This is a genomic window from Streptomyces sp. KMM 9044 (assembly GCF_024701375.2).
Taxonomy (GTDB): domain Bacteria; phylum Actinomycetota; class Actinomycetes; order Streptomycetales; family Streptomycetaceae; genus Streptomyces.
Window position 1 is genome coordinate 5819107 of the sequence record NZ_CP113910.1, and the last position, 20539, is coordinate 5839645.

19 protein-coding genes and 3 pseudogenes are annotated in these 20539 nt (G+C 70.8%); 17 read left to right on the forward strand and 5 right to left on the reverse strand.

The annotated features are described in order from the left end of the window. Positions 1–44 precede the first annotated feature (44 nt). The 12 genes from HUV60_RS26235 to dapD all read left to right on the forward strand — a co-directional run bounded on the left by HUV60_RS26235 (position 45) and on the right by dapD (position 10915). A complete protein-coding gene (locus HUV60_RS26235; protein WP_257849666.1) occupies positions 45–887 on the forward strand; it encodes a helix-turn-helix transcriptional regulator in 843 nt (280 codons plus the stop codon). Continuing rightward, the gene (gene sufB / locus HUV60_RS26240; RefSeq protein ID WP_257849667.1) at positions 884–2305 is read left to right on the forward strand and encodes a Fe-S cluster assembly protein SufB; all 1422 of its coding nucleotides are present in this window, start codon (positions 884–886) and stop codon (positions 2303–2305) included. Before HUV60_RS26235 ends, sufB begins: the two co-directional genes overlap by 4 nt. 89 nt (positions 2306–2394) lie before the next feature. After that, entirely contained in the window at positions 2395–3576 is a 1182-nt protein-coding gene (gene sufD, locus HUV60_RS26245) for a Fe-S cluster assembly protein SufD (RefSeq protein WP_257849668.1), read from the forward strand. Beyond that, positions 3573–3890, forward strand: coding sequence for a non-heme iron oxygenase ferredoxin subunit (locus HUV60_RS26250; RefSeq protein ID WP_257849669.1), 318 nt, complete (start codon positions 3573–3575; stop codon positions 3888–3890). The genes sufD and HUV60_RS26250 overlap by 4 nt, the downstream gene beginning before the upstream one ends. Before the next feature lie 7 nt (positions 3891–3897). Beyond that, entirely contained in the window at positions 3898–4662 is a 765-nt protein-coding gene (gene sufC / locus HUV60_RS26255) for a Fe-S cluster assembly ATPase SufC (protein ID WP_257849670.1), read from the forward strand. After that, a complete protein-coding gene (locus tag HUV60_RS26260) occupies positions 4659–5930 on the forward strand; it encodes a cysteine desulfurase (RefSeq protein WP_257849671.1) in 1272 nt (423 codons plus the stop codon). Before sufC ends, HUV60_RS26260 begins: the two co-directional genes overlap by 4 nt. Positions 5931–5944: 14 nt before the next feature. After that, entirely contained in the window at positions 5945–6409 is a 465-nt protein-coding gene (gene sufU / locus HUV60_RS26265) for a Fe-S cluster assembly sulfur transfer protein SufU (protein ID WP_257849672.1), read from the forward strand. Next, the gene (locus HUV60_RS26270) at positions 6406–6738 is read left to right on the forward strand and encodes a metal-sulfur cluster assembly factor (protein WP_257849673.1); all 333 of its coding nucleotides are present in this window, start codon (positions 6406–6408) and stop codon (positions 6736–6738) included. Before sufU ends, HUV60_RS26270 begins: the two co-directional genes overlap by 4 nt. Before the next feature lie 125 nt (positions 6739–6863). Beyond that, a complete protein-coding gene (locus tag HUV60_RS26275) occupies positions 6864–7184 on the forward strand; it encodes a DMT family transporter (protein WP_257849674.1) in 321 nt (106 codons plus the stop codon). Beyond that, positions 7184–7726 carry a TetR/AcrR family transcriptional regulator gene (locus HUV60_RS26280; RefSeq protein ID WP_257849675.1) on the forward strand — a complete coding sequence of 181 codons (543 nt, stop codon included), beginning with the start codon at positions 7184–7186 and terminating at the stop codon, positions 7724–7726. Before HUV60_RS26275 ends, HUV60_RS26280 begins: the two co-directional genes overlap by 1 nt. A gap of 287 nt (positions 7727–8013) precedes the next feature. Beyond that, positions 8014–9822 carry an acyl-CoA dehydrogenase family protein gene (locus HUV60_RS26285; RefSeq protein WP_443047423.1) on the forward strand — a complete coding sequence of 603 codons (1809 nt, stop codon included), beginning with the start codon at positions 8014–8016 and terminating at the stop codon, positions 9820–9822. 103 nt (positions 9823–9925) lie between these two features. Beyond that, positions 9926–10915 carry a 2,3,4,5-tetrahydropyridine-2,6-dicarboxylate N-succinyltransferase gene (gene dapD / locus HUV60_RS26290; protein ID WP_257849676.1) on the forward strand — a complete coding sequence of 330 codons (990 nt, stop codon included), beginning with the start codon at positions 9926–9928 and terminating at the stop codon, positions 10913–10915. A gap of 87 nt (positions 10916–11002) precedes the next feature. Here the strand turns inward: dapD and HUV60_RS26295 are convergent, their stop codons facing one another. The 4 genes and pseudogenes from HUV60_RS26295 to HUV60_RS34075 form a co-directional block, all read right to left on the reverse strand. Then, entirely contained in the window at positions 11003–11965 is a 963-nt protein-coding gene (locus HUV60_RS26295) for an RNA polymerase sigma-70 factor (RefSeq protein ID WP_257849677.1), read from the reverse strand. A gap of 70 nt (positions 11966–12035) precedes the next feature. Continuing rightward, positions 12036–12305 carry a hypothetical protein gene (locus HUV60_RS33660; protein ID WP_331462024.1) on the reverse strand — a complete coding sequence of 90 codons (270 nt, stop codon included), beginning with the start codon at positions 12303–12305 and terminating at the stop codon, positions 12036–12038. Positions 12306–12701: 396 nt separating this feature from the next. Continuing rightward, positions 12702–12824: pseudogene (locus tag HUV60_RS34070) on the reverse strand (4-hydroxy-tetrahydrodipicolinate synthase); the annotation flags it as partial. A 79-nt stretch (positions 12825–12903) separates the two neighbouring features. Continuing rightward, positions 12904–13356: pseudogene (locus HUV60_RS34075) on the reverse strand (dihydrodipicolinate synthase family protein); the annotation flags it as partial. A gap of 230 nt (positions 13357–13586) precedes the next feature. Between HUV60_RS34075 and HUV60_RS26310 the strand changes: the two are divergent. Both HUV60_RS26310 and HUV60_RS26315 read left to right on the forward strand, forming a co-directional pair. After that, entirely contained in the window at positions 13587–13991 is a 405-nt protein-coding gene (locus HUV60_RS26310) for a phage holin family protein (protein WP_257850266.1), read from the forward strand. Further along, positions 13988–14371: a DUF3618 domain-containing protein gene (locus HUV60_RS26315; RefSeq protein WP_257849678.1), complete on the forward strand. Its 384-nt coding sequence runs from the start codon at positions 13988–13990 to the stop codon at positions 14369–14371. The genes HUV60_RS26310 and HUV60_RS26315 overlap by 4 nt, the downstream gene beginning before the upstream one ends. Positions 14372–14466: 95 nt before the next feature. Here HUV60_RS26315 and HUV60_RS26320 read toward each other — a convergent pair whose 3' ends face one another. Beyond that, entirely contained in the window at positions 14467–16293 is a 1827-nt protein-coding gene (locus HUV60_RS26320) for an endonuclease/exonuclease/phosphatase family protein (protein WP_257849679.1), read from the reverse strand. 419 nt (positions 16294–16712) lie between these two features. Between HUV60_RS26320 and HUV60_RS26325 the strand changes: the two genes are divergently transcribed. The 3 genes and pseudogenes from HUV60_RS26325 to HUV60_RS26335 form a co-directional block, all read left to right on the forward strand. After that, positions 16713–18146, forward strand: coding sequence for a hypothetical protein (locus tag HUV60_RS26325; RefSeq protein ID WP_257849680.1), 1434 nt, complete (start codon positions 16713–16715; stop codon positions 18144–18146). Positions 18147–18402: 256 nt separating this feature from the next. Further along, positions 18403–19860 (forward strand): PhoX family protein, encoded by a 1458-nt coding sequence (locus HUV60_RS26330; RefSeq protein ID WP_257850267.1) that lies wholly within the window; start codon positions 18403–18405, stop codon positions 19858–19860. Positions 19861–20367: 507 nt separating this feature from the next. After that, a pseudogene (locus HUV60_RS26335) lies at positions 20368–20509 on the forward strand (1-aminocyclopropane-1-carboxylate deaminase); the annotation flags it as partial. Between the last annotated feature and the right edge of the window lie 30 nt (positions 20510–20539).

Sequence of the window (20539 nt, forward strand, 5' to 3'; positions counted from 1 at the left end):
TGCGCGGCTTGCCCGGTCCGGATGAATTACGCAACAATGGCGTTGTGAAAAACGTCGGTGAGGCTCCGCAGGAGGAACTCGCGACCGGTGAGCGGTCCACCCGCAACCGGGTCGCGAGGTCCGTCCTGGACCACGGCCCCTCGACCGTCTCCGAACTCGCCCAGCGGCTCGGACTGACCCAGGCGGCCGTCCGCCGGCACCTCGACACCCTGGCGGGTGACGGAATCGTGGAGGCGCGCGAGCGCAGGGTGTACGGCGCACGTACACGCGGACGCCCCGCCAAGGTCTTCGCCCTCACCGACTGCGGACGGGACGCCTTCGACCAGTCGTACGACAAACTGGCCGTGGACGCCCTGCACTGGATCGGCGAGCAGGAGGGCGGCGACGAGGCGATCACCGCGTTCGCCCGCGCCCGGATCGCCGCCCAGGCCGGCGCGTACCGCACGGCGGTGGAGACGGCCGCCCCGGAGGAGCGGGCCCAGGCCTTGGCCAGGGCGCTCACCGCGGACGGGTACTCTGCCACCGCGCGCAGCGCACCCCACCCGCAGCAGGGCGAGCAGCTGTGCCAGCATCACTGTCCGGTCGCCCACGCCGCCGAGCGGTTTCCGCAACTCTGCGAGGCGGAGACGGAATTCTTCGCCGAGCTGCTCGGCACGCATGTCCAGCGGCTCGCCACCATCGCCCACGGCGACGGCGTCTGCACCACCTTCATCCCGAAGTCCTCGACGGCCTCGACCGGCCAGGCGGGCACGGAGGCCCCCCAGGCCCCACCACCCCCGAAGCCGGGGAGGCCCCCGGGAGCCTCCGGGACGAAGACCAAGAAGAACTCGCTCCACATCCACAACGAATCCGCATCCGCAAGCACGGCCGGGAGGAACCCCGCATGACTCTCCCCACGGAGACTGCCCACCCCGAACTCGAGGGCCTGGGTACGTACGAATTCGGCTGGGCCGACTCCGACACGGCAGGCGCCGCGGCCAAGCGCGGTCTGAGCGAGGACGTCGTCCGTGACATCTCCGCGAAGAAGAACGAGCCGGAGTGGATGCTGAAGCTGCGGCTCAAGGGCCTGCGCCTGTTCGACAAGAAGCCCATGCCCAACTGGGGCTCGGACCTGTCGGGCATCGACTTCGACAACATCAAGTACTTCGTGCGCTCCACCGAGAAGCAGGCCGCCTCCTGGGAGGACCTGCCCGAGGACATCAAGAACACCTACGACCGGCTCGGCATCCCCGAGGCGGAGAAGCAGCGCCTGGTCGCCGGTGTCGCCGCGCAGTACGAGTCCGAGGTCGTCTACCACCAGATCCGCGAGGACCTGGAGGAGCAGGGCGTCATCTTCCTCGACACGGACACCGCGCTGAAGGAGCACCCGGAGCTCTTCCAGGAGTACTTCGGCACCGTCATCCCCGTCGGCGACAACAAGTTCGCGTCGCTGAACTCGGCCGTGTGGTCCGGCGGCTCGTTCATCTACGTCCCCAAGGGCGTCCACGTGGACATCCCGCTCCAGGCCTACTTCCGGATCAACACCGAGAACATGGGCCAGTTCGAGCGGACACTGATCATCGTCGACGAGGACGCCTACGTCCACTACGTCGAGGGCTGCACCGCCCCGATCTACACCTCGGACTCGCTGCACAGCGCCGTCGTCGAGATCATCGTCAAGAAGGGCGGCCGCTGCCGCTACACGACCATCCAGAACTGGTCGAACAACGTCTACAACCTGGTCACCAAGCGCGCCGTGGCCTACGAGGGCGCGACCATGGAGTGGGTCGACGGCAACATCGGCTCCAAGGTGACGATGAAGTACCCGGCCGTCTACCTCATGGGCGAGCACGCCAAGGGCGAGACCCTGTCCATCGCCTTCGCCGGCGAGGGCCAGCACCAGGACGCCGGCGCCAAGATGGTCCACATGGCCCCGAACACCTCGTCGAACATCGTCTCCAAGTCGGTGGCGCGCGGCGGCGGCCGCACCTCCTACCGCGGTCTGATCGAGATCGGTGAGGGCGCCTCCGGCGCCAAGTCCAACGTGCTGTGCGACGCGCTGCTCGTGGACACCATCTCCCGCTCGGACACCTACCCCTACGTCGACGTCCGCGAGGACGACGTGTCCATGGGCCACGAGGCGACCGTCTCCAAGGTCTCCGACGACCAGCTCTTCTACCTGATGAGCCGCGGTCTGTCCGAGTTCGAGGCGATGGCGATGATCGTCCGCGGCTTCGTCGAGCCGATCGCCAAGGAACTGCCGATGGAGTACGCGCTGGAGCTCAACCGGCTGATCGAGCTGCAGATGGAAGGCGCGGTCGGCTGACCCGCTGCGCCGCCCCCGTGGGCGGGCCGGCCCGGCCCGCCCCGTCGGACAGCACACGTCCCACTCAGAAAGAGAGCACTACGACAGCCATGGCTGAGGCTCAGAATCCCCCGGTGGGCTCCACCACCGCCGGCTCGATCGCGGTGGCCGCCGAGTCGACCGTCGCCACCCGTATGAGCGCGCCCCCGTCCTTCGACGTGGCGTCCTTCCCGGTCCCGCACGGCCGCGAGGAGGAATGGCGGTTCACCCCGCTGGAGCGCTTGCGCGGCCTGCACGACGGCACCGCCGTCGCCACCGAGGGCGTCAAGGTCGCCGTCGAGGCGCCCGAGGGCGTCCGCGTCGAGGCCGTCGGCCGTGACGACGCGCGGCTCGGCCGGGCCGGCAAGCCGGTGGACCGCGTCACCGCCCAGGCGTACAGCGCCTTCGAGCAGGCCTCGGTCGTAACCGTACCGAAGGAGACCGTGCTCACCGAGCCGATCCGTATCGCGGTGCACGGCGACGGCGGCACCGCCTACGGTCACCAGGTGATCGAGCTCGGCGCCTTCGCCGAGGCGGTCGTCGTCATCGACCACACCGGTGACGCGGTGCTCGCCGCCAACGTCGAGTACGTCCTCGGCGACGGCGCCAGGCTCACCGTCGTCTCCGTCCAGGACTGGGACGACAAGGCCGTGCACGTCGCCCAGCACAACGCCCTCGTCGGCCGCGACGCCTCCTTCAAGTCCGTCGTCGTCACCTTCGGCGGCGACCTGGTCCGGCTGCACCCACGGGTCGCCTACGCGGGCACCGGCGGCGAGGCCGAGCTGTTCGGTCTGTACTTCACCGACGCCGGCCAGCACCAGGAGCACCGCCTCCTGGTCGACCACAACGTCCCGCACTGCAAGTCCAACGTCGTCTACAAGGGCGCGCTGCAGGGCGAGGGCGCGCACGCCGTGTGGATCGGTGACGTGCTCATCGAGGCCAGGGCCGAGGGCACCGACACCTACGAGATGAACCGCAACCTCGTCCTCACCGACGGCGCCCGTGTCGACTCCGTGCCCAACCTGGAGATCGAGACCGGCGAGATCGTCGGTGCCGGCCACGCCTCGGCGACCGGCCGCTTCGACGACGAGCAGCTCTTCTACCTGATGGCCCGTGGCATCGCCGAGCAGGACGCCCGTCGTCTGGTCGTCCGCGGCTTCTTCGCCGAACTCGTCCAGCAGATCGGCGTCCCGGACATCGAGGAGCGTCTGATCGCCAAGATCGAGGAGGAGCTGGAGGCGTCGGTCGCATGACCTTCCAACGCGCCTGCGGGCTGAGCGAGCTGGAGGAGGACACCCCGAAGCGGGTGGAACTCGACGGCACGCCGGTCTCCCTCGTGCACACCGGGGGCGAGGTGTTCGCGATCAACGACATCTGCTCGCACGCGAACGTCTCGCTCTCGGAGGGCGAGGTCGACGACTGCCACATCGAGTGCTGGCTGCACGGCTCGCGCTTCGACCTCCGCTCGGGCAAGCCCGACAGTCTTCCGGCCACGCGCCCCGTCCCCGTATACCCCGTAAAGACCGAAGGGGACGACGTGCTCGTCTCCCTCACCCAGGAGTCCTGAGGCACCCATGGCAACGCTTGAAATCCGAGACCTGCACGTCACCGTCGAGGCCGACAACGCCACGAAGGAAATCCTCAAGGGCGTCGACCTCACCGTGAAGCAGGGCGAGACGCACGCCATCATGGGCCCCAACGGCTCCGGCAAGTCGACCCTCGCCTACGCCCTGGCCGGTCACCCCAAGTACACCGTCTCCGGCGGCAGCGTCACCCTCGACGGCGAGGACGTCCTGGAGATGTCCGTCGACGAGCGCGCCCGCGCCGGTCTGTTCCTCGCCATGCAGTACCCGGTCGAGGTCCCCGGCGTCTCCGTCTCCAACTTCCTGCGCACCTCCGCCACCGCCATCCGCGGCGAGGCCCCCAAGCTGCGCACCTGGGTGAAGGAGGTCAAGGAGACCATGGAGCGCCTCCACATGGACCCCGCCTTCGCCGAGCGCAACGTCAACGAGGGCTTCTCCGGCGGTGAGAAGAAGCGCCACGAGATCCTCCAGCTGGAGCTCCTCAAGCCGCAGATCGCGATCCTCGACGAGACCGACTCAGGCCTGGACGTCGACGCGCTGCGCATCGTCTCCGAGGGCGTCAACCGCGTCCGCGAGTCCGGCGAGGTCGGCACCCTGCTGATCACGCACTACACGCGCATCCTGCGCTACATCAAGCCTGATCACGTCCACGTGTTCGCCGACGGGCGGATCGCCGAGTCCGGCGGCGCCGAGCTCGCCGACAAGCTCGAGAACGAGGGCTACGAGGCCTACGCGAAGGGTGGCGCATCCGAGTGACACAGACGCCGGGCCTCCTCACCGAGCCCAGGCTCCTGAGCGAGGCGATCCGCAAGGACTTCCCCATCCTGGACCGTCAGGTCCACGACGGCCGAAAGCTCGTCTACCTGGACAACGCAGCGACCAGCCAGAAGCCGCGTCAGGTGCTGGACGCGCTCAGTGAGTACTACGAGCGCTACAACGCCAACGTCCACCGGGGTGTGCATGTGCTCGCCGAGGAGGCCACGGCGCTGTACGAGGGCGCGCGCGACAAGGTCGCGGAGTTCGTCAACGCGCCCTCGCGCGACGAGGTGATCTTCACGAAGAACGCCTCGGAGTCGCTCAACCTCGTGGCGAACATGCTCGGCTGGGCCGACGAACCCTACCGGGTGGACCACGAGACCGAGATCGTCATCACGGAGATGGAGCACCACTCCAACATCGTGCCGTGGCAGCTGCTCGCGCAGCGCACCGGTGCCAAGCTGAAGTGGTTCGGCCTCACCGACGACGGCCGCCTCGACCTGTCCAACATCGACGAGGTCATCACCGAGAAGACGAAGATCGTCTCCTTCGTGCTGGTCTCCAACATCCTGGGCACGGTCAACCCGGTCGAGGCGATCGTGCGCCGCGCCCAGGAGGTCGGCGCCCTGGTGTGCATCGACGCCTCCCAGGCCGCCCCGCACATGCCGGTGGACGTACAGGCCCTCCAGGCCGACTTCGTGGCCTTCACCGGCCACAAGATGTGCGGCCCGACCGGGATCGGCGTCCTGTGGGGGCGCCAGGAACTGCTCGAGGACCTGCCGCCGTTCCTCGGCGGCGGCGAGATGATCGAGACCGTGTCGATGAGCTCGTCGACCTACGCGCCGGCCCCGCACAAGTTCGAGGCGGGCACCCCGCCGATCGCCCAGGCGGTCGGTCTCGGTGCCGCGATCGACTACCTGTCGGCCATCGGCATGGACAAGATCCTCGCCCACGAGCACGCGCTCACCGAGTACGCCGTCAAGCGGCTGGCCGAGGTCCCGGACCTGCGCATCATCGGCCCCGACACGGCCGAGGACCGTGGCGCCGCGATCTCGTTCGCGCTGGGCGACATCCACCCGCACGACGTGGGCCAGGTCCTCGACGAGCAGGGCATAGCGGTCCGGGTCGGCCACCACTGCGCGCGGCCGGTCTGCCTGCGGTACGGAATTCCCGCGACCACGCGAGCGTCGTTCTATCTGTACTCCACACCGGCCGAGATCGACGCGCTGGTCGACGGCCTGGAGCACGTACGGAACTTCTTCGGCTGAGGGGCTGGCTGGGCGTGAAGCTTGATTCGATGTACCAGGAAGTCATCCTGGACCACTACAAGAACCCGCACGGGCGGGGCTTGCGGGACGGCGACGCCGAGGTGCACCACGTCAACCCGACGTGCGGCGACGAGATCACGCTGCGGGTGAAGTACGACGGCACGACGGTGAGCGACGTCTCGTACGAGGGGCAGGGCTGCTCCATCAGCCAGGCCTCCGCCTCCGTGCTGAACGACCTGCTGGTCGGCAAGGACCTCGCCACGGCGCAGCGGATCCAGGAGACCTTCCTGGAGCTGATGCAGTCCAAGGGCAGGATCGAGCCGGACGACGCGATGGAGGAGACCCTGGAGGACGCGATCGCGTTCGCCGGGGTGTCCAAGTACCCCGCCCGCGTCAAGTGCGCCCTCCTGAGCTGGATGGCGTGGAAGGACGCGACAGCCCAGGCCCTGGGCTCCGACGCCGAAAGGACAACGGCATGAGCGAGACCGTGGAGATGAAGCCGGCCTCGGAGGAGGAGCTCCGCGAGGCCCTGATGGATGTCGTCGACCCCGAACTGGGCATCGACGTCGTCAACCTCGGCCTGATCTACGGAGTCCACGTCGACGACTCCAACGTGGCGACCATCGACATGACCCTGACATCCGCGGCCTGCCCGCTGACCGATGTCATCGAGGACCAGGCCAAGTCCGCCACCGAAGGCCTGGTCAGCGAACTGCGCATCAACTGGGTCTGGATGCCGCCGTGGGGCCCCGACAAGATCACGGACGACGGCCGCGAACAGCTGAGGGCACTCGGCTTCAACGTCTGAGACGTCCGGTACCGGTTCTCCCGCAGAACGGCGACACCCGGCAGGGGTGTCGCCGTTCTGCGGGTACGGGATTTCGCACGCGCGTTCCGCGCCGGGACGCCGGACCGGTGTGTACGCTCGTACACATGGGATACCTGCTGCTCGCCGGGGCGATCGCCGCGGAGGTCGGCGCCACCACCGCCATGAAGTACAGCGAGGGCTTCAGCAGACTCTGGCCCTCGCTGCTGACCCTGCTCGGCTACGTGGTCTCCTTCACCCTGCTCGCGCAGACGCTGCGTACCCTCTCCATCGGCACCGCGTACGCCATCTGGGCGGGGGTGGGCACGGCCGCCATCGCCGCGATCGGCGTCATGTTCATGGGGGAGGGGCTCACCGTCGTCAAGGTCGCCGGGATCGCGCTGATCATCGTGGGCGTGGTCGTGCTCAACCTCGGTGGCGCGCACTGATGGCCCGGCGGTACGACCCCGAGCGGCGTCGGCGGATCACCGACGCGGCGATCCGCGTCGTCGGCAGGAGCGGCATCGCGGGCCTCAGCCACCGCAGCGTCGCCGCCGAGGCCGATGTGCCGCTCGGCTCCACGACGTACCACTTCAAGACCCTCGACGAGCTGCTGGTGGCCGCGCTGCGCCAGGCGAACGAGGGCTTCGCCAAGGCCGTCGCCTCACGCGGCGGCCTGCAGGACCCGCGCACCGACCTGGCGGCCGAACTCGCCGGCCTGCTCGGCGAGTGGCTCGCGGGCGAACGCACCGGCGTCGAGCTGGAGTACGAGCTGTATCTGGCGGCCCTGCGCCGCCCCGCCCTGCGTCCCGTCGCGGCCGAGTGGTGCGAGGACGTCACCGAACTGCTGTCCCGCCGCACCGACCCGGACACCGCCCGCGCCCTGGTCGCCCTGATGGACGGCATCTGTCTCCAGACCCTGTTGACCGGAACGCCGTACGACGAGGAGTACGCGCGGGAGATGCTCGGCCGGGTCCTGGTCGGGGAGTGAGAGGGCGTCAACCCGCTGCTCCGCCTCCTCGGGGCCGTCTCCACGGAAACTCGGAACGCCTGCCCTCGACGGTCGTTCCGGCCGCGGCGTCAGTGGCATGGCCTACGGTGACACGTGGCCGGTGGAAACATCCCCTGGTGGGGGCGCGGCGCCTCACCGCCGCATGTTCGTTCTATTTCCATGTATCGGGGTGCCGAGGGAAGGGTAGATTCCACCGCCCGGGCCTTCCGAATCGTGTCAATGATCATGATGCGATGATGTGACCATCAGCAGTAACTTGTGCCCCTGTGATTGACACTCAGCTCTCTCGCCAGCAGGACGTGTCCGACGAACTCGCCACCGCGCTGTTCGGTACCCGCGCCGCGAGTCTCCACCACCCCTGGAAGCGGCTGTTCAGCTCTGCACCGTTCTCCTACCAGGAGGGTCTCAGTCACGAAGAACGTATCCGGCTGTCGTACGAGCGTCTGCGTCTGGTCAACGACGCCGTCGACCATCCGTCGGCCTTCGCGACCGACCCCGCCGCGCTGAGCGCGATGCACGAGTGGGCCGGCGTCACCGACGCCGGCATGGCGACCTGCGCCAGCATCCACTACAACCTCTTCCTCGGCAGCCTCCTCGATCACGACCACGACCAGCGGGACCTGACGGAGTATCTGCGGATGGCCCGCGTCGGAACGTTTCTGTGCACCGAACTCGCGCACGGCAACGACGCCGCCCAGATGGAAACCACCTGCACCTTCGACCGTGCCACCGGTGGCTTAGTCCTCCACACCCCCCGCCCCGAGGCCTGCAAGTGGATGCCCAACACCAGCGCCGTGGGCGGGCCCAAGGACGCAGTGGTCGCCGCCCGCCTCCTCGTCGACGACCGGGACCTGGGCGTCTTCCTGTTCCTGACTCCGCTGCACGACGCCCACGGCACACCGATGCCCGGCATCCGAATACGCCGCCTGCCCCGGACGGCCAGCAGCCCGGTCGACCACTGCGCCACCAGCTTCGACCACGTCGGCCTGCCCTACACCGCACTGCTCCAGGGCGACCACGGCCGCCTCACTCCCGACGGCCGCTTCACCAGCAACCTCGGCAACCCCCGCAAACGCTTCCTCCGCTCCATCGGACGCGTCACCATGGGCAAACTCTGCATGAGCGCCTACAGCCTCGGCACCACCCGCCACGCCCTGACCGTAGCCACCCGCCACGCCCACAACCGCCACACCTCCGGCATGACCAGCGGCCACAAGGTGCCGCTGTTCGCACACCGCAGCCACCACGCCCCGCTGCTGGAAGCCACCGCCACCGCCTACGCCGCCACCCTCCTGCAACGCAGTGTCACCCAGCAGTGGACACAGGCGACGGACGACGACCTGCAGGACTGCGAACGGCTCGTCGCCGTGGCCAAGGGATGGATCACCTGGCAGGCACGCGCCATCATGACCGAATGCCGCGAACGCTGCGGCGCCCAGGGCCTGATCCTCGCCAACGGCATCGCCGGCCAGCTCGCCGCGAACGAGGGCACCATCACCGCCGAAGGCGACAACAAGGTCATCTGGGTCAAGGCCGCAGGCGAAATGCTCCTCGGCGGCTTCGCCCCGAAACCGGCCAGTGAGATCCCGCCGGGGCAGCGCGTGCTGGAGGACCCGCACTACCTGCAGGAACTCCTGACGGACGTCGAGCGGATATGGCACGAACGAGCCCGCACCCGGCTGCGCGGCGGCCGGCCCCCCTCCCCCCTGGCCCGCTGGAACGCCACCGTCACCCCCGCCCTCCAACTCGTCGAGGCCCACGCCCACCGCCTGGCCGGCGACGCCCTCCTCGACGCGGCGACCCGGGCAGGCGCCGCGGCAGCCCGGCAGATCCTCGCCGACCTGCACCGGCTGTTCACCCTGCGCCGCATCGCCGCGCACAGCGGTGACCTGCTGGCCCAGGGGCGGCTCACCACCGACCAGGTACAGCGGCTGCCCGACGCCGTCGAGAGTGCCGTCGCAGCCCTGGAGCCCCACGCGCTGACGCTGGTCGGAGGATTCGACGTGCCGGAGGAACTGCTGAACAGCCACCCCGTACTGCACGCGGACAATCCGGAAGCCCTCGTCTCCGCATAGCGGCCGGCCGTCATCGGCCGGCCGTCATGGAGGGCCCGCCCGGTACCTGAGACGGCGCGGCACCGGTTCGCATCGCCGGGCCCGCGCCGGTTAGGTTGCCCTCATGACCGACTCGACTGCTCAGAGCACCACCGGCGCAGTGGCCGCCGGCCTCGCCACCCTCACCGCCGACGGAACCGTCCTCGACACCTGGTTCCCCGCCCCCGAACTCGCCGCCGCGCCCGGCCCGTCCGGCACCGAGCGGCTGTCCGCCGAGCGCGCCGCCGAACTCCTCGGCGCCGGCGCGACCGCGGCGATCGGACCGGACGCGCGCCGGGGTGTCGAAGTGGTCGCGGTCCGTACGGTCATCTCCTCGCTCGACGAGAAGCCGACCGACGCGCACGACGTCTACCTGCGCCTCCACCTGCTCTCGCACCGTCTGGTCAAGCCGCACGGCCAGAACCTGGAGGGCATGTTCGGCTTCCTCGCGAACGTCGCCTGGACCTCGCTCGGCCCCGTCGCCGTCGACGACGTCGAGAAGGTGCGGCTGAACGCCCGCGCCGAGGGCCTGCACCTGGCCGTCACGTCCATCGACAAGTTCCCCCGGATGACGGACTATGTCGTCCCCAAGGGCGTCCGCATCGCCGACGCGGACCGGGTCCGCCTGGGCGCCCACCTCGCCGCGGGCACCACGGTCATGCACGAGGGCTTCGTCAACTTCAACGGGGGCACCCTCGGCACCTCCATGGTCGAGGGCCGCATCTCCGCGGGCGTCGTTGTCGGCGACGGCTCGGACATCGGCGGCGGCGCCTCCACCATGGGCACGCTGTCCGGCGGCGGCAGCGTGATCATCGCCATCGGCGAGCGCTGCCTGGTCGGGGCCGAGGCGGGCGTCGGCATCGCGCTCGGCGACGAGTGCGTCGTCGAGGCAGGCCTGTACGTCACCGCGGGCACCCGCGTGACCATGCCCGACGGCGAGGTCGTCAAGGCCCGCGCGCTGTCCGGCGCCTCCCACATTCTCTTCCGCCGCAACTCGATCACCGGCACGGTCGAGGCCCGCCCGAACAATGCGGTCTGGGGCGGCCTGAACGACGTCCTGCACAGCCACAACTGACGGGGAGCCGCGGATCCGCCCCGTGGGCGCGCCCGGGTGCGACGACCGTACCCGGGCATGCTCCCCCGACGGTTCCGGACCCCGGCCTCAGCGGCTCAGGACTGTTTCCCGGCGCATGTGGGACAGCTTCTCCGGGTTGCGTACGGCGTACAGGCCGGTGACGAGGCCGCCCTCGACGCGGACCGTCAGGACGGTGTCGAGTTCGCCGTCGACCCGCAGGAGCAGTGCCGGGCGGCCGTTGACCTCGGCCGGCAGGAACGAGGAACCGGCGGGGATCCTGCCCAGGCCCGCGGTCAGCAGGCGGGCCACCTTGTCGGCCCCGACGATGGGCCGCAGGACGGCCTGCCTGACCCCGCCGCCGTCGCCCAGCAGGACCACATCCGGTGCCAGGATGTCGAGCAGGTTCTGGAGGTCTCCCGTCTCGACCGCCCGGCGGAACGCGTCGAGCGCCTTTCGGGAGTCCGTCGACGAGACGTGTTCGCGCGGCCGGCGTGCCGCCACGTGGGCGCGTGCGCGGTGCGCGATCTGGCGGACCGTGGCCGGTTTCCGGTCGACGGCCTCCGCGATCTCGTCGTACTCCAGGGCGAACACCTCGCGCAGCACGAACACCGCCCGCTCCGTCGGCGTGAGTGTCTCCAGCACCAGCATCATCGCCGTCGAGACGCTGTCGGCGAGTTCGACGTCCTCGGCCACGTCGGGCGTGGTGAGCAGCGGCTCGGGCAGCCACGAGCCCACATAGGACTCCTTGCGGCGGCCGAGCGTGCGCAGCCGGTTCAGCGCCTGGCGTGTGGTGATCCGGACCAGGTACGCCCGCCGGTCCCGCACCGTGCCGAGCTCGACCCCCGCCCACCGCAGCCAGGTCTCCTGCAGCATGTCCTCCGCGTCGGCGGCCGAGCCCAGCATCTCGTAGGCGACCGTGAACAGGAGGTTGCGGTGGTCGACGAACACCTCGGTGGCGGCATCCGTTCCCGCTTCGCCCGCGGGGCGCCCGGCCGTGGGCTCGCTTCGTTCGCTCTTCACCGGACGTTCCTTCGCTTTTGACTGCGTCATGCGCACAGGGCCCGATCCCCGCGATCCTGCGGCCCCTGTCTGCCATGGCCCGTGTCACAGGGCGGGTCCGTCACACGAAGCCGGCGACCGGCATCGCGTGTTCATTCGATATAACACCACAAGTAGGGACGACGCCATAAATGCCTGATTCGATCTGTTCGTCAACGAACCCGTCCTCGAGTTCGTCAAGCGGTTGGCCGGCGCCGGCCGGATCGACGGCTGAGGCCGCCGCGCCGACCTGCGCACCGAGGAGGCCGCTGCCGCCCGGCGCGGGTCCACCACGTTCACCGAGGCCGGGCAGGCCCTCGCGGAGGAGGCCGTCCGGCTCGGCGACGCCCACCAGGGCGTGTCCGACGGGGCCTGGGCCCGGGTGCGCAAGCACCGTGACGGCGACCGGACCGTCGCCCTGGTCGCCCCGGTCGTGCGGCCAACCGGCTCGCCGTGATCGTCCGACGGAAGGGAGGGGCGTGCGAGCCGGGCGTGTTCGCCCATGCCCTCGGCTGAGGGACGGGCGCGTGCGGCGAGCGGTGACGGTCAGCCTGCCGTGAGGTTCTCGTAGAGTGACCTGAGGCTGTCGGTCGTCCTCCGGTCCGCCGGCAGTCCGGGGGTGGTGAGGAGGGCCGTGACCGTGCCGGGCGGGCCGGCGGCGGTCATCGCCTCGATGAGGGCGGCCGACCTGCCGTTGGGGATCCGCCGCGCGGGCCGTGTCGCCCGCGTCGAAGGCGTCCAGGACGGCGCGCAGGTGGTCCGGGACCACGTTCGCGACCGTACTGACGTAATCGGCGGCGCCGACCGCGTACAGGGCCAGGAGGTGCTCGTCGCAGCCCGCGTAGTAGGCGAGGTCCGTGCGGGCGAGGATCCTCTGGGCGGTCGGAAGGTCGTGAGCAGTCCTTCACCGCGACGATCCGGGGGTGCTCGGCGAGCCGCAGCATCGTGCCGGGGTCGATGCGGGTGCCCGCGCGGGCCGGGATGTCGCACCGGGCCAGGGGGAGGTCCGTGGCGTCCGCGATCTCGCGGAAGTGGGCCTCGATCGCGTCCTGCGGTGGGCGGCTGTCGTACGGGGCGACGACCAGGAGGCCGTCCGCGCCCGCCCTCTCGGGCGACTGCGGCGCTGTGCGCGGTGTCGGCGGTGCCGACTCCGGCGACGATCGTGGCGCGACCGCCCACGGCCTCCCGTACCGCTGTGACGAGGGCGGACTTCTCGGCGTCCGTCGTGGTGGGGACTCTCCCGTCGTACCGGACAGGGCCAGGCCGTCGCAGCCGCGGCTCACCAGGTGGTCGACCAGACGCGCGGCGCCGTCCAGGTCCAGGGCCCCGGCGGGGGTGAAGGGCGTGACCATGGCGCAGAGGGCGCGGCCGAAGGGCGACGGGGAGGGCGAGGAGGTGGTCATGGGGGTAGTCTCGGTGCGATCAATGCGTAGCTCCACTGATATCTACTATCCGCCCATGGTAAGCATTTGTAACTGGTGGTGGCTCGGGATAAGGACCACGAGGTCCGGGTACCCGGACGTTCCCGACCGAGAGGAGGCGGAACGCCGTGACCGTAACCATCGAGCATCGTCCGGCCCGTGACACGCACAGCCGTGACCAGCAGAGCCGCGAGTACGGCGGCGGCACACGCGTGCGTGACGGCCACAGCCATGACGAGCACAGCGTGGGCGAACTCGTCGGACAGGCCACCGAGCAGGTCTCCCGGCTGGTACGGCAGGAAGTGGCCCTGGCCAAGGTGGAGCTGGCCGAGAAGGGCCGCCGGGCCGGAATCGGCGGTGGCATGCTGGGCGGCGCGGGCGCCTTCGCCTACGCGGGCCTGCTCGCGGCGGCCTTCACCGGGGGTGCCGCGCTCTCCCTCGTCCTGCCGGTGTGGGCGGCGGCGCTGGTCATCACGGCCGTGCTGTTCGTGATCGCGGGTGCGCTGGCCATGGCCGGACGCGGCCAGCTGCGGAAGGCCACGCCGGCGGCCCCGGAGCAGGCGCTGGGCAGTGTGAAGGCCGACGTGGAGGAGATCAAGGAAAGGGCACACCGATGACGCGGGACGTGAACGGCGTGAACGCGCCTGCGAAGACGGCCGGTTCCGGTTCCGGGGCCCACATCGAGGCCGGGGTCGAGCAGGATGCCGCCCGCGGGGTCAAGGGGCCGGACGAGCTGCGGCGGGAGATCGAGCGGACGCGGCACGAACTCGGCGACACGGTGGAGCAGCTGGCCGGGAAGATGGACGTCAGGGGGAACGCGATGGCCCGCGTGGAGGACCTGCGCGACAAGGCCGGGGCGATGACCGTGCAACTGCGGAGCAACGCCACGCAGGCCCGGCGGGCCGGGACACGCAAGCCGTGGCCGGTGATGGTCGCCGGCGGGACGGTGGCCGGACTGGCGGCGACGGCGGTACTGCGGCGGCGCGGGACGCACTGACGGCGGACCGGGCCGGGCGGGCACGGCCGAGGGCCGGCCGGACGGGAACGTCCGGCCGGCCCTCGTGCGGATGTGCGGGTGCAGGTGTGTACGCCCTACGGACGGAAGCGCAGGATCTGCGGGTCGTGGTCGCTGATCTGGTCGTGGAACTCGCTGTTGAGGTGCACGCTGTCGTACGTGAACGCCCCGCCGCGGCGGATCGACGGGCTGATCAGGATCTGGTCCAGGACCTGACTGCTGCCCTGGTAGACGTACGAGTAACGCTCGCTCCTCGGCAGGGACCTGACCGCCGACCAGAGAGTGCCCCGGCCCTCGAGGATCCTCGTCGTCGCGGAGAACTCGAAGTCGTTGATGTCGCCGAGGACGACGACGTCCGCGTTCTTCTGGGCGGCGAGGATCTTCGCGGTGAAGTCGTGGACCTCCTTCGCCTGGAGGTGGCGCTGCGTCTCCGAGCCGCGCGACGGCGGCTGGTACTGCGACGTCAGGGCCTGGTCGCCGCCCTTGGAGGCGAAGTGGTTGGCGACCACGACCACCGTGCGGCCGCGGAAGACGAACTCGCCGGCCAGCGGTTTGCGGCTGTCCTCGAACGCCTCGGACTCCGGGGCGACGCGGCCGGGGGAGACCGTCAGGGCCGCCTTGCCGCGCACCTTGGTGACGCCGGTGGCCGTCGTGGCGTCGCCGCCCGCGCGGTCGGTGAAGGAGACCCGCTCCGGGTTGAAGAGGAACACCAGGCGGATGTTGCCGCCCGGCTCGCCGCCGTCGGTCTTGTCGGCAGGGTCGATCCCGCGCCAGTCGTAGCGCGGTCCGCCCGCCGCCTCGATCGCGTCGATCAGCTTCGCCACCGTCAGGTCGGCGGCGACCGTGCCGTCGTCGGTGGCACCGTTGTTGTCCTGGATCTCCTCCAGGGACACGATGTCGGGCGACTTCAGGTTGTCCACGATCGCCTCGGCGTGCGCGGCGAACGTGTCGTCGGACGGGTCGAGGTTCTCCACGTTGTACGTGGCGACCGCCAGCTCGCCGGAGCGCTGCGCGCGCGTCGACTCGCGCCGCAGGTTCCCGCTCTCGAGCGTGCCGAGTTGGCCGGCCACCAGTGTGTAGCCGCCGTACTGGCTGAAGTCCAGCGGCCCCGCGGTGGTGCCGGCGAGGGTGTCGCCGACGTCGGCGTCGGGGAAGTCCGCGGCCCGCCCCAGGGACTGGATCTGCAGACGCCCGGTGTTCTGGGCGCCGTAGGAGCCGTAGACCGTGCCGCCGCGGTGGTTGCGGTTCTCCCGCGGCTTCACCGTGACCCAGAGCTCGGTGTACGGGTCGGTGGCACCGACCACGCGGGTGTCGGAGACCTGGACGTTCATTCCCTCGAGGGACTCGTAGAAGTCCAGGGCGTAGCGGCCCGGGCGCAGCGGCAGGGCGTTGACCGAGCCGTTCGCCGCGGTGTCCCCGGCCGGGGTGTAGGCGGCGGGGACGGATCTGGCATCGATCCTGGTGGCGGCCGGGACCGGGTTGCCGCTGGAGACGACGGTGAACGTGGCGCGGGTGATCTCCGTCAGCGCCTGGTTGCCGGAGGCCGTGCCGCCGGGGACGTACTCCGTGACCGTGCCGGAGACCGTGACGGCATCGCCGACGGCGACTCCCTGCGGGGTCGAACCCGTGTAGACGAAGACGCCCTCGCTGGTGGCCGGATCGGCGTCCGGAGTCGGATCCTGGATCCAGAATCCGCGGGACGAGCCGTAGGTGCGGATGCCAGTGACGATTCCGGCCACATCGGTGACCTGCCGCCCGGCGTATGGAGACATCCGGGTGTTGCCCTGGATGTCGTGGATGCGCACGGACTCCGCGTGCGCGGGCGAGGTGAGGACGATCGTGGACGCCGCGCACACGGCGGCGACGGTGAGCGCGGCGAAGCGCGTGGACGACTTGCTCGGCAACGGATTCCCTCCGGGAACGTGATGAGTGCCGGGACGAGGGGGAAGGACGTGCGACGTGCTGGGACGGCGGGAGTGGTTCGGGCCGGTGGGGCTGCTGGGGCCGAGGGGGCGTGTGAGGCGGGTCGGGCAGGTGTGACGTGCGTGGAGGGTGTGCTCCCGTGAGCCCTGCGAGTACCCCCCCAGGACGCCTCCGTGGAAGGCGCTCGCGGGTGGATTCCGCTCCGGTGAACGACGGTCCGCCGACTTCTACGCGCGTCAATCTCCAGCCTGGCCGGGCCACTTGTCAAGGTTTCAGCCATGTACAGGGGTGGAAGCAGAGGTGAAGCGGGCGGCTTGGGTGGAAATCCGTCTAGGCTGAGCGGCTGAGTCGTAGAAGGCGCCGAGGTCAGAACCTGGGTCTTTCCGGAGGAGAACAGCCGATGTCAGACAGCTCCATGCCGCCGGTGCGGCTGCACCCCGAAGCGGAGCTGGCGCGCGAAGCACTGTCCACGCCGCTGCTGTCCCGGGCCGCCCGGCTCGCCCGCTGGGCCGGGCCCGAAACACGGGTCGACGCCGGTGGCGGACTCGTCGACGAGCAGCTGCCCGCGGCGGCCGAGGCGCTCGGGCTGAGCGGAGAGGACACCACCGCCGACGCCAGTGCCGCATGGCGCGTCGCCGTGGACGCCGGGCTCGTCGAGGTCGTCGACGAGGAGGAGGGCACCGTCACCGCGGGCGCCGACCTGGCGCTGCTCACCGGCGGTTCGCCGCAGGACGTGCTCACCGTGTGGCTCGCCGCTCTGGAGACGGTGCTCGCCGACGCGAGCGTGCCCGGCCTGGACGGGCTCGTCGACGCCCTCGCCGCCGGGGACGGCTCCGGAGAACTCGACCTCTCCTCGGTCGGCTGGGACCCCGACGCCGAGGCGGAGTTCCTCGACGGGGTCCTCGGCAACCTGTATCTCCTGACCGCAGGCGAGGCGGGGCCCGTCGGCCCGCCCGTGCCGCTGCCCGCACTGGCCGCCTCCGTGATCGTCCCCGACGGCATGCCGGAGCCCACCGACGACGTGCTCCAGCAGGTGTCCGACGCGATGATGCGGCTGGACGACCAGTTCCGCCTGCTGGAACCGGCAGGACTCGTGGAGTACCAGCCGGTCGACGAGGCGCTGCTGGCCGAGGGCGACGAGGAGCCCGCACCGCCCCAGGACGACACCGACGTCACCCGCTACGGCGTGGTACGGCTGACCCCGCTCGGCCTGTACGGGCTGCGCGCCCGCCTGCTGGAGGCCGGGTTCGACGCCCCGGCGGTCGGGGACCTCACGGACAAGGGCGCCGACGCGCTGCTCGACGGCACCTCCGTGTTCCCGCCGGCGGCGGCCCACGCGGAGACCGAACAGTGGCTCGCCCGCCGCGAACCCCTCGCTGCGGCCCGGGAGCTGCTGGCCGCCGCGCGCGGCACCGACGAGAACGCGCCGCTGCGGCGGCTGCAGTGCCAGCAGGCGCTGTCGCTGGTCGGTGTCTCGGCCGAGCCCGCCCTGCGCGAGGTACTCGACGACGCGGAACTCGGCGGGCTGGCCCGGGTGTGGCTGACCGAGCACGGGGCGACGGACGTACCGCCGCCCTCCGAGGCCATGGTCTTCTGGCTGACCATCGACACGGTGGCCGCACAGCTCTCGGCCGAGGGCAACTCCGAGGAGCTGCAGGCCCTGGTGGAGGGCCTGGCCCGCCAGCACAGAGGCTTCTTCGCCGCAGCCTGGCGGGTGGAGCACCCGGCCACGGCGGAGGTGCTGGAGGCGATGGGGCGGCTGCACCCGGACAAGGCGATCGCCAAGGCCGCACGCAAGGCCGCCTTCAAGGCGCGTTCGCAGCAGGGGAGCTGACGCGCGGACGGGGGAGCTGACCGGACGGGCGAACGCCTCGCGCCGGTCGTCGGCAGAGCGAGCGGGGCGAGCAGCCGCGCATGGCCCACCGAAGCGGCCGCATGTGGCTCACCGGCGTGTGCGCGCGGGTTCACCGAAGCGGCCGCCGGGGAGCCCCGCGGAGTTCAGCCGGCGTTCAGACACGGGCGGAAGCGTGACGGTGAACGAGGCCCGACCCCTCACCCCCTCACGGCAACCCACCGTCACCGGAGGCTTCATGTCGCTCACCCGCAGGGACTTCGCCAGGACATCCGCGGTCGCCGGTGCCGGTGTCGCACTGGTGGGCAGCGTAGGCGCTCTCGCCTCCGCGCCGGGTGCCCTCGCGTCCCACGACGCCGAGAGCGCGGGTGAGGAGCGGGAGGCGGCCCGGCCGCCCCACCCCACGGTCGGCTACGGCCCCCTGGTCCCGGACCCGGCCGGCATCCTCGCCCTGCCGGCCGGCTTCACCTACCGCACCCTCACGTACACCGGGAGGACCCGGCTGGAGTCCGGCGAGTACACCCCCTCCCACCACGACGGCACCGCCGCCTTCGACGGGCCCCGCGGCACCACCCTGCTGGTCAACAACCACGAGATCGACGGTCCGCGCGACGAGGCGGAGCACCCGGTCCCGCTCACCGAAGGGCTCGTCTACGACCCGGGCGCGCCCGGCGGCTGCACGGTCGTCGAGGTGCGCCCCGACGGCAGCGTCGCCGAGTGGGTCGGCATCGCGGGCACCGCCAACAACTGCGCGGGCGGCAGCACCCCCTGGGGCACCTGGCTCACCTGCGAGGAGAACTCCGACCGGGCCGGCGAGAACGGCATGACCAGGGACCACGGCTACGTCTTCGAGGTCGACCCCGCCGACCGGCGCGTCAACCGCGACCCCAAGCCCCTCAAGTTCTTCGGCCGGTACGACCACGAGGCCGTCGTCATCGACCCCAGGCGCGGCCACGCCTACCTCACCGAGGACGCCGACGAGCCCAACGGCCTGTTCTTCCGCTGGACCCCGCCGAAGGACTTCCGCCACGGCCCCGGCAGGTTCCGCACCCTCGCGGACGATGCGGGCGTCCTCCAGGCGCCCAAGTGCTACGACTCCGGCGGCCGGTTCGTCGACGACTTCTCCCGCGCCACCCGGACCGGCACGGTGTACGGCGTCGACTGGGTGGACGTGCCCGACCGCGACGCGCGGACCCTCTCCGTGCGCGAGCAGTTCGGGGCCGGCGAGATCACCCGAGGCCGCAAGCTGGAGGGCATGTGGTGGGGCGACGGCGGAGCGTACTTCGTCTCCTCGTACGCCCGTGAGGAGAGTCCCGGCCGGCACGACGGGCAGGTCTGGTTCTACGACCCGCGGCGCCGCACCGTGACCCTCAAGGTCCTGCTCGGCGTGAACCCGGACCCTTCCGAGGACGGCGCCTTCGACGGCCCCGACAACATCACCGTCTCTCCGTACGGCGGCCTGGTCATCGCCGAGGACGGCGACGGCGTGCAGCACCTGTTCGGCGCCACCGACAGCGGACGCACCTACCCCATCGCCCGCAACGACCTGAACATCGGCACCGAACAGGATCCGGAGTTCGGCGAGTTCACCGGCGTCACCTTCTCGTCCGACGGGAAGACCCTGTACGCCAACATCCAGGAACCGGGCATCATGCTCGCCGTCACGGGCCCCTGGAAGCGCCAGAAGCGCGGCTGAACCCACGGCACGGAACCACACTCCGCCGGGTCCGGCCCGCGACCGTCCCCTCCCCGGGGTCACGGTGTACGGTGCGGGCCGCCCGGCCGGCGGAACGTGTCATCGAGGGAGCCCGGCGGTCCTGAGCCTGTCCGGCAAGCCTGTCCTTCCTCGCGTCGTGGCCGGTGAGCAGCGGTGTACGCGGGGCGGGGCACGAAGGGCAGGTGAACGGGCGTGAGAAACGGGACGGAGCAAGCGTCCGGCGCGGCGCAGGCGCCATGGAGGTGAGGCGCTGCCGGCAGATGGCGCCGAGTTCTGCTCGGACACGCGTCGGCGATGCTCGTCGCTGGCTCGGACGGATGGAATCCAAGCAGGTGGCGCGCACGAGCTACCATCACGGAGCGCGCTTCGGCAAGCGCTGATCGATGGTGCCAGAGACGTCCTGGCCGAGCGGGGCACGAGCAGTTCAGCCTCAACTGTGCCGCCGGCAAGGAGACGGCCGAGCTGCCCGAGGCGGGATCTGCTCCCGGGACGGTCACCGACCCTGTCCACGAGGGCAAGCCGGCGGCCCGCCTCGTCGACCCGATGTACCTCGGCGAGATCGGCCGCGAGTCCACCGTCCTCTACGCTCATCCGGCCGGCCCCGAACGCGTACAGCGCGCTGTTCTGACCGCCCCGGGCCCTCGGTAGGGTACCGAGG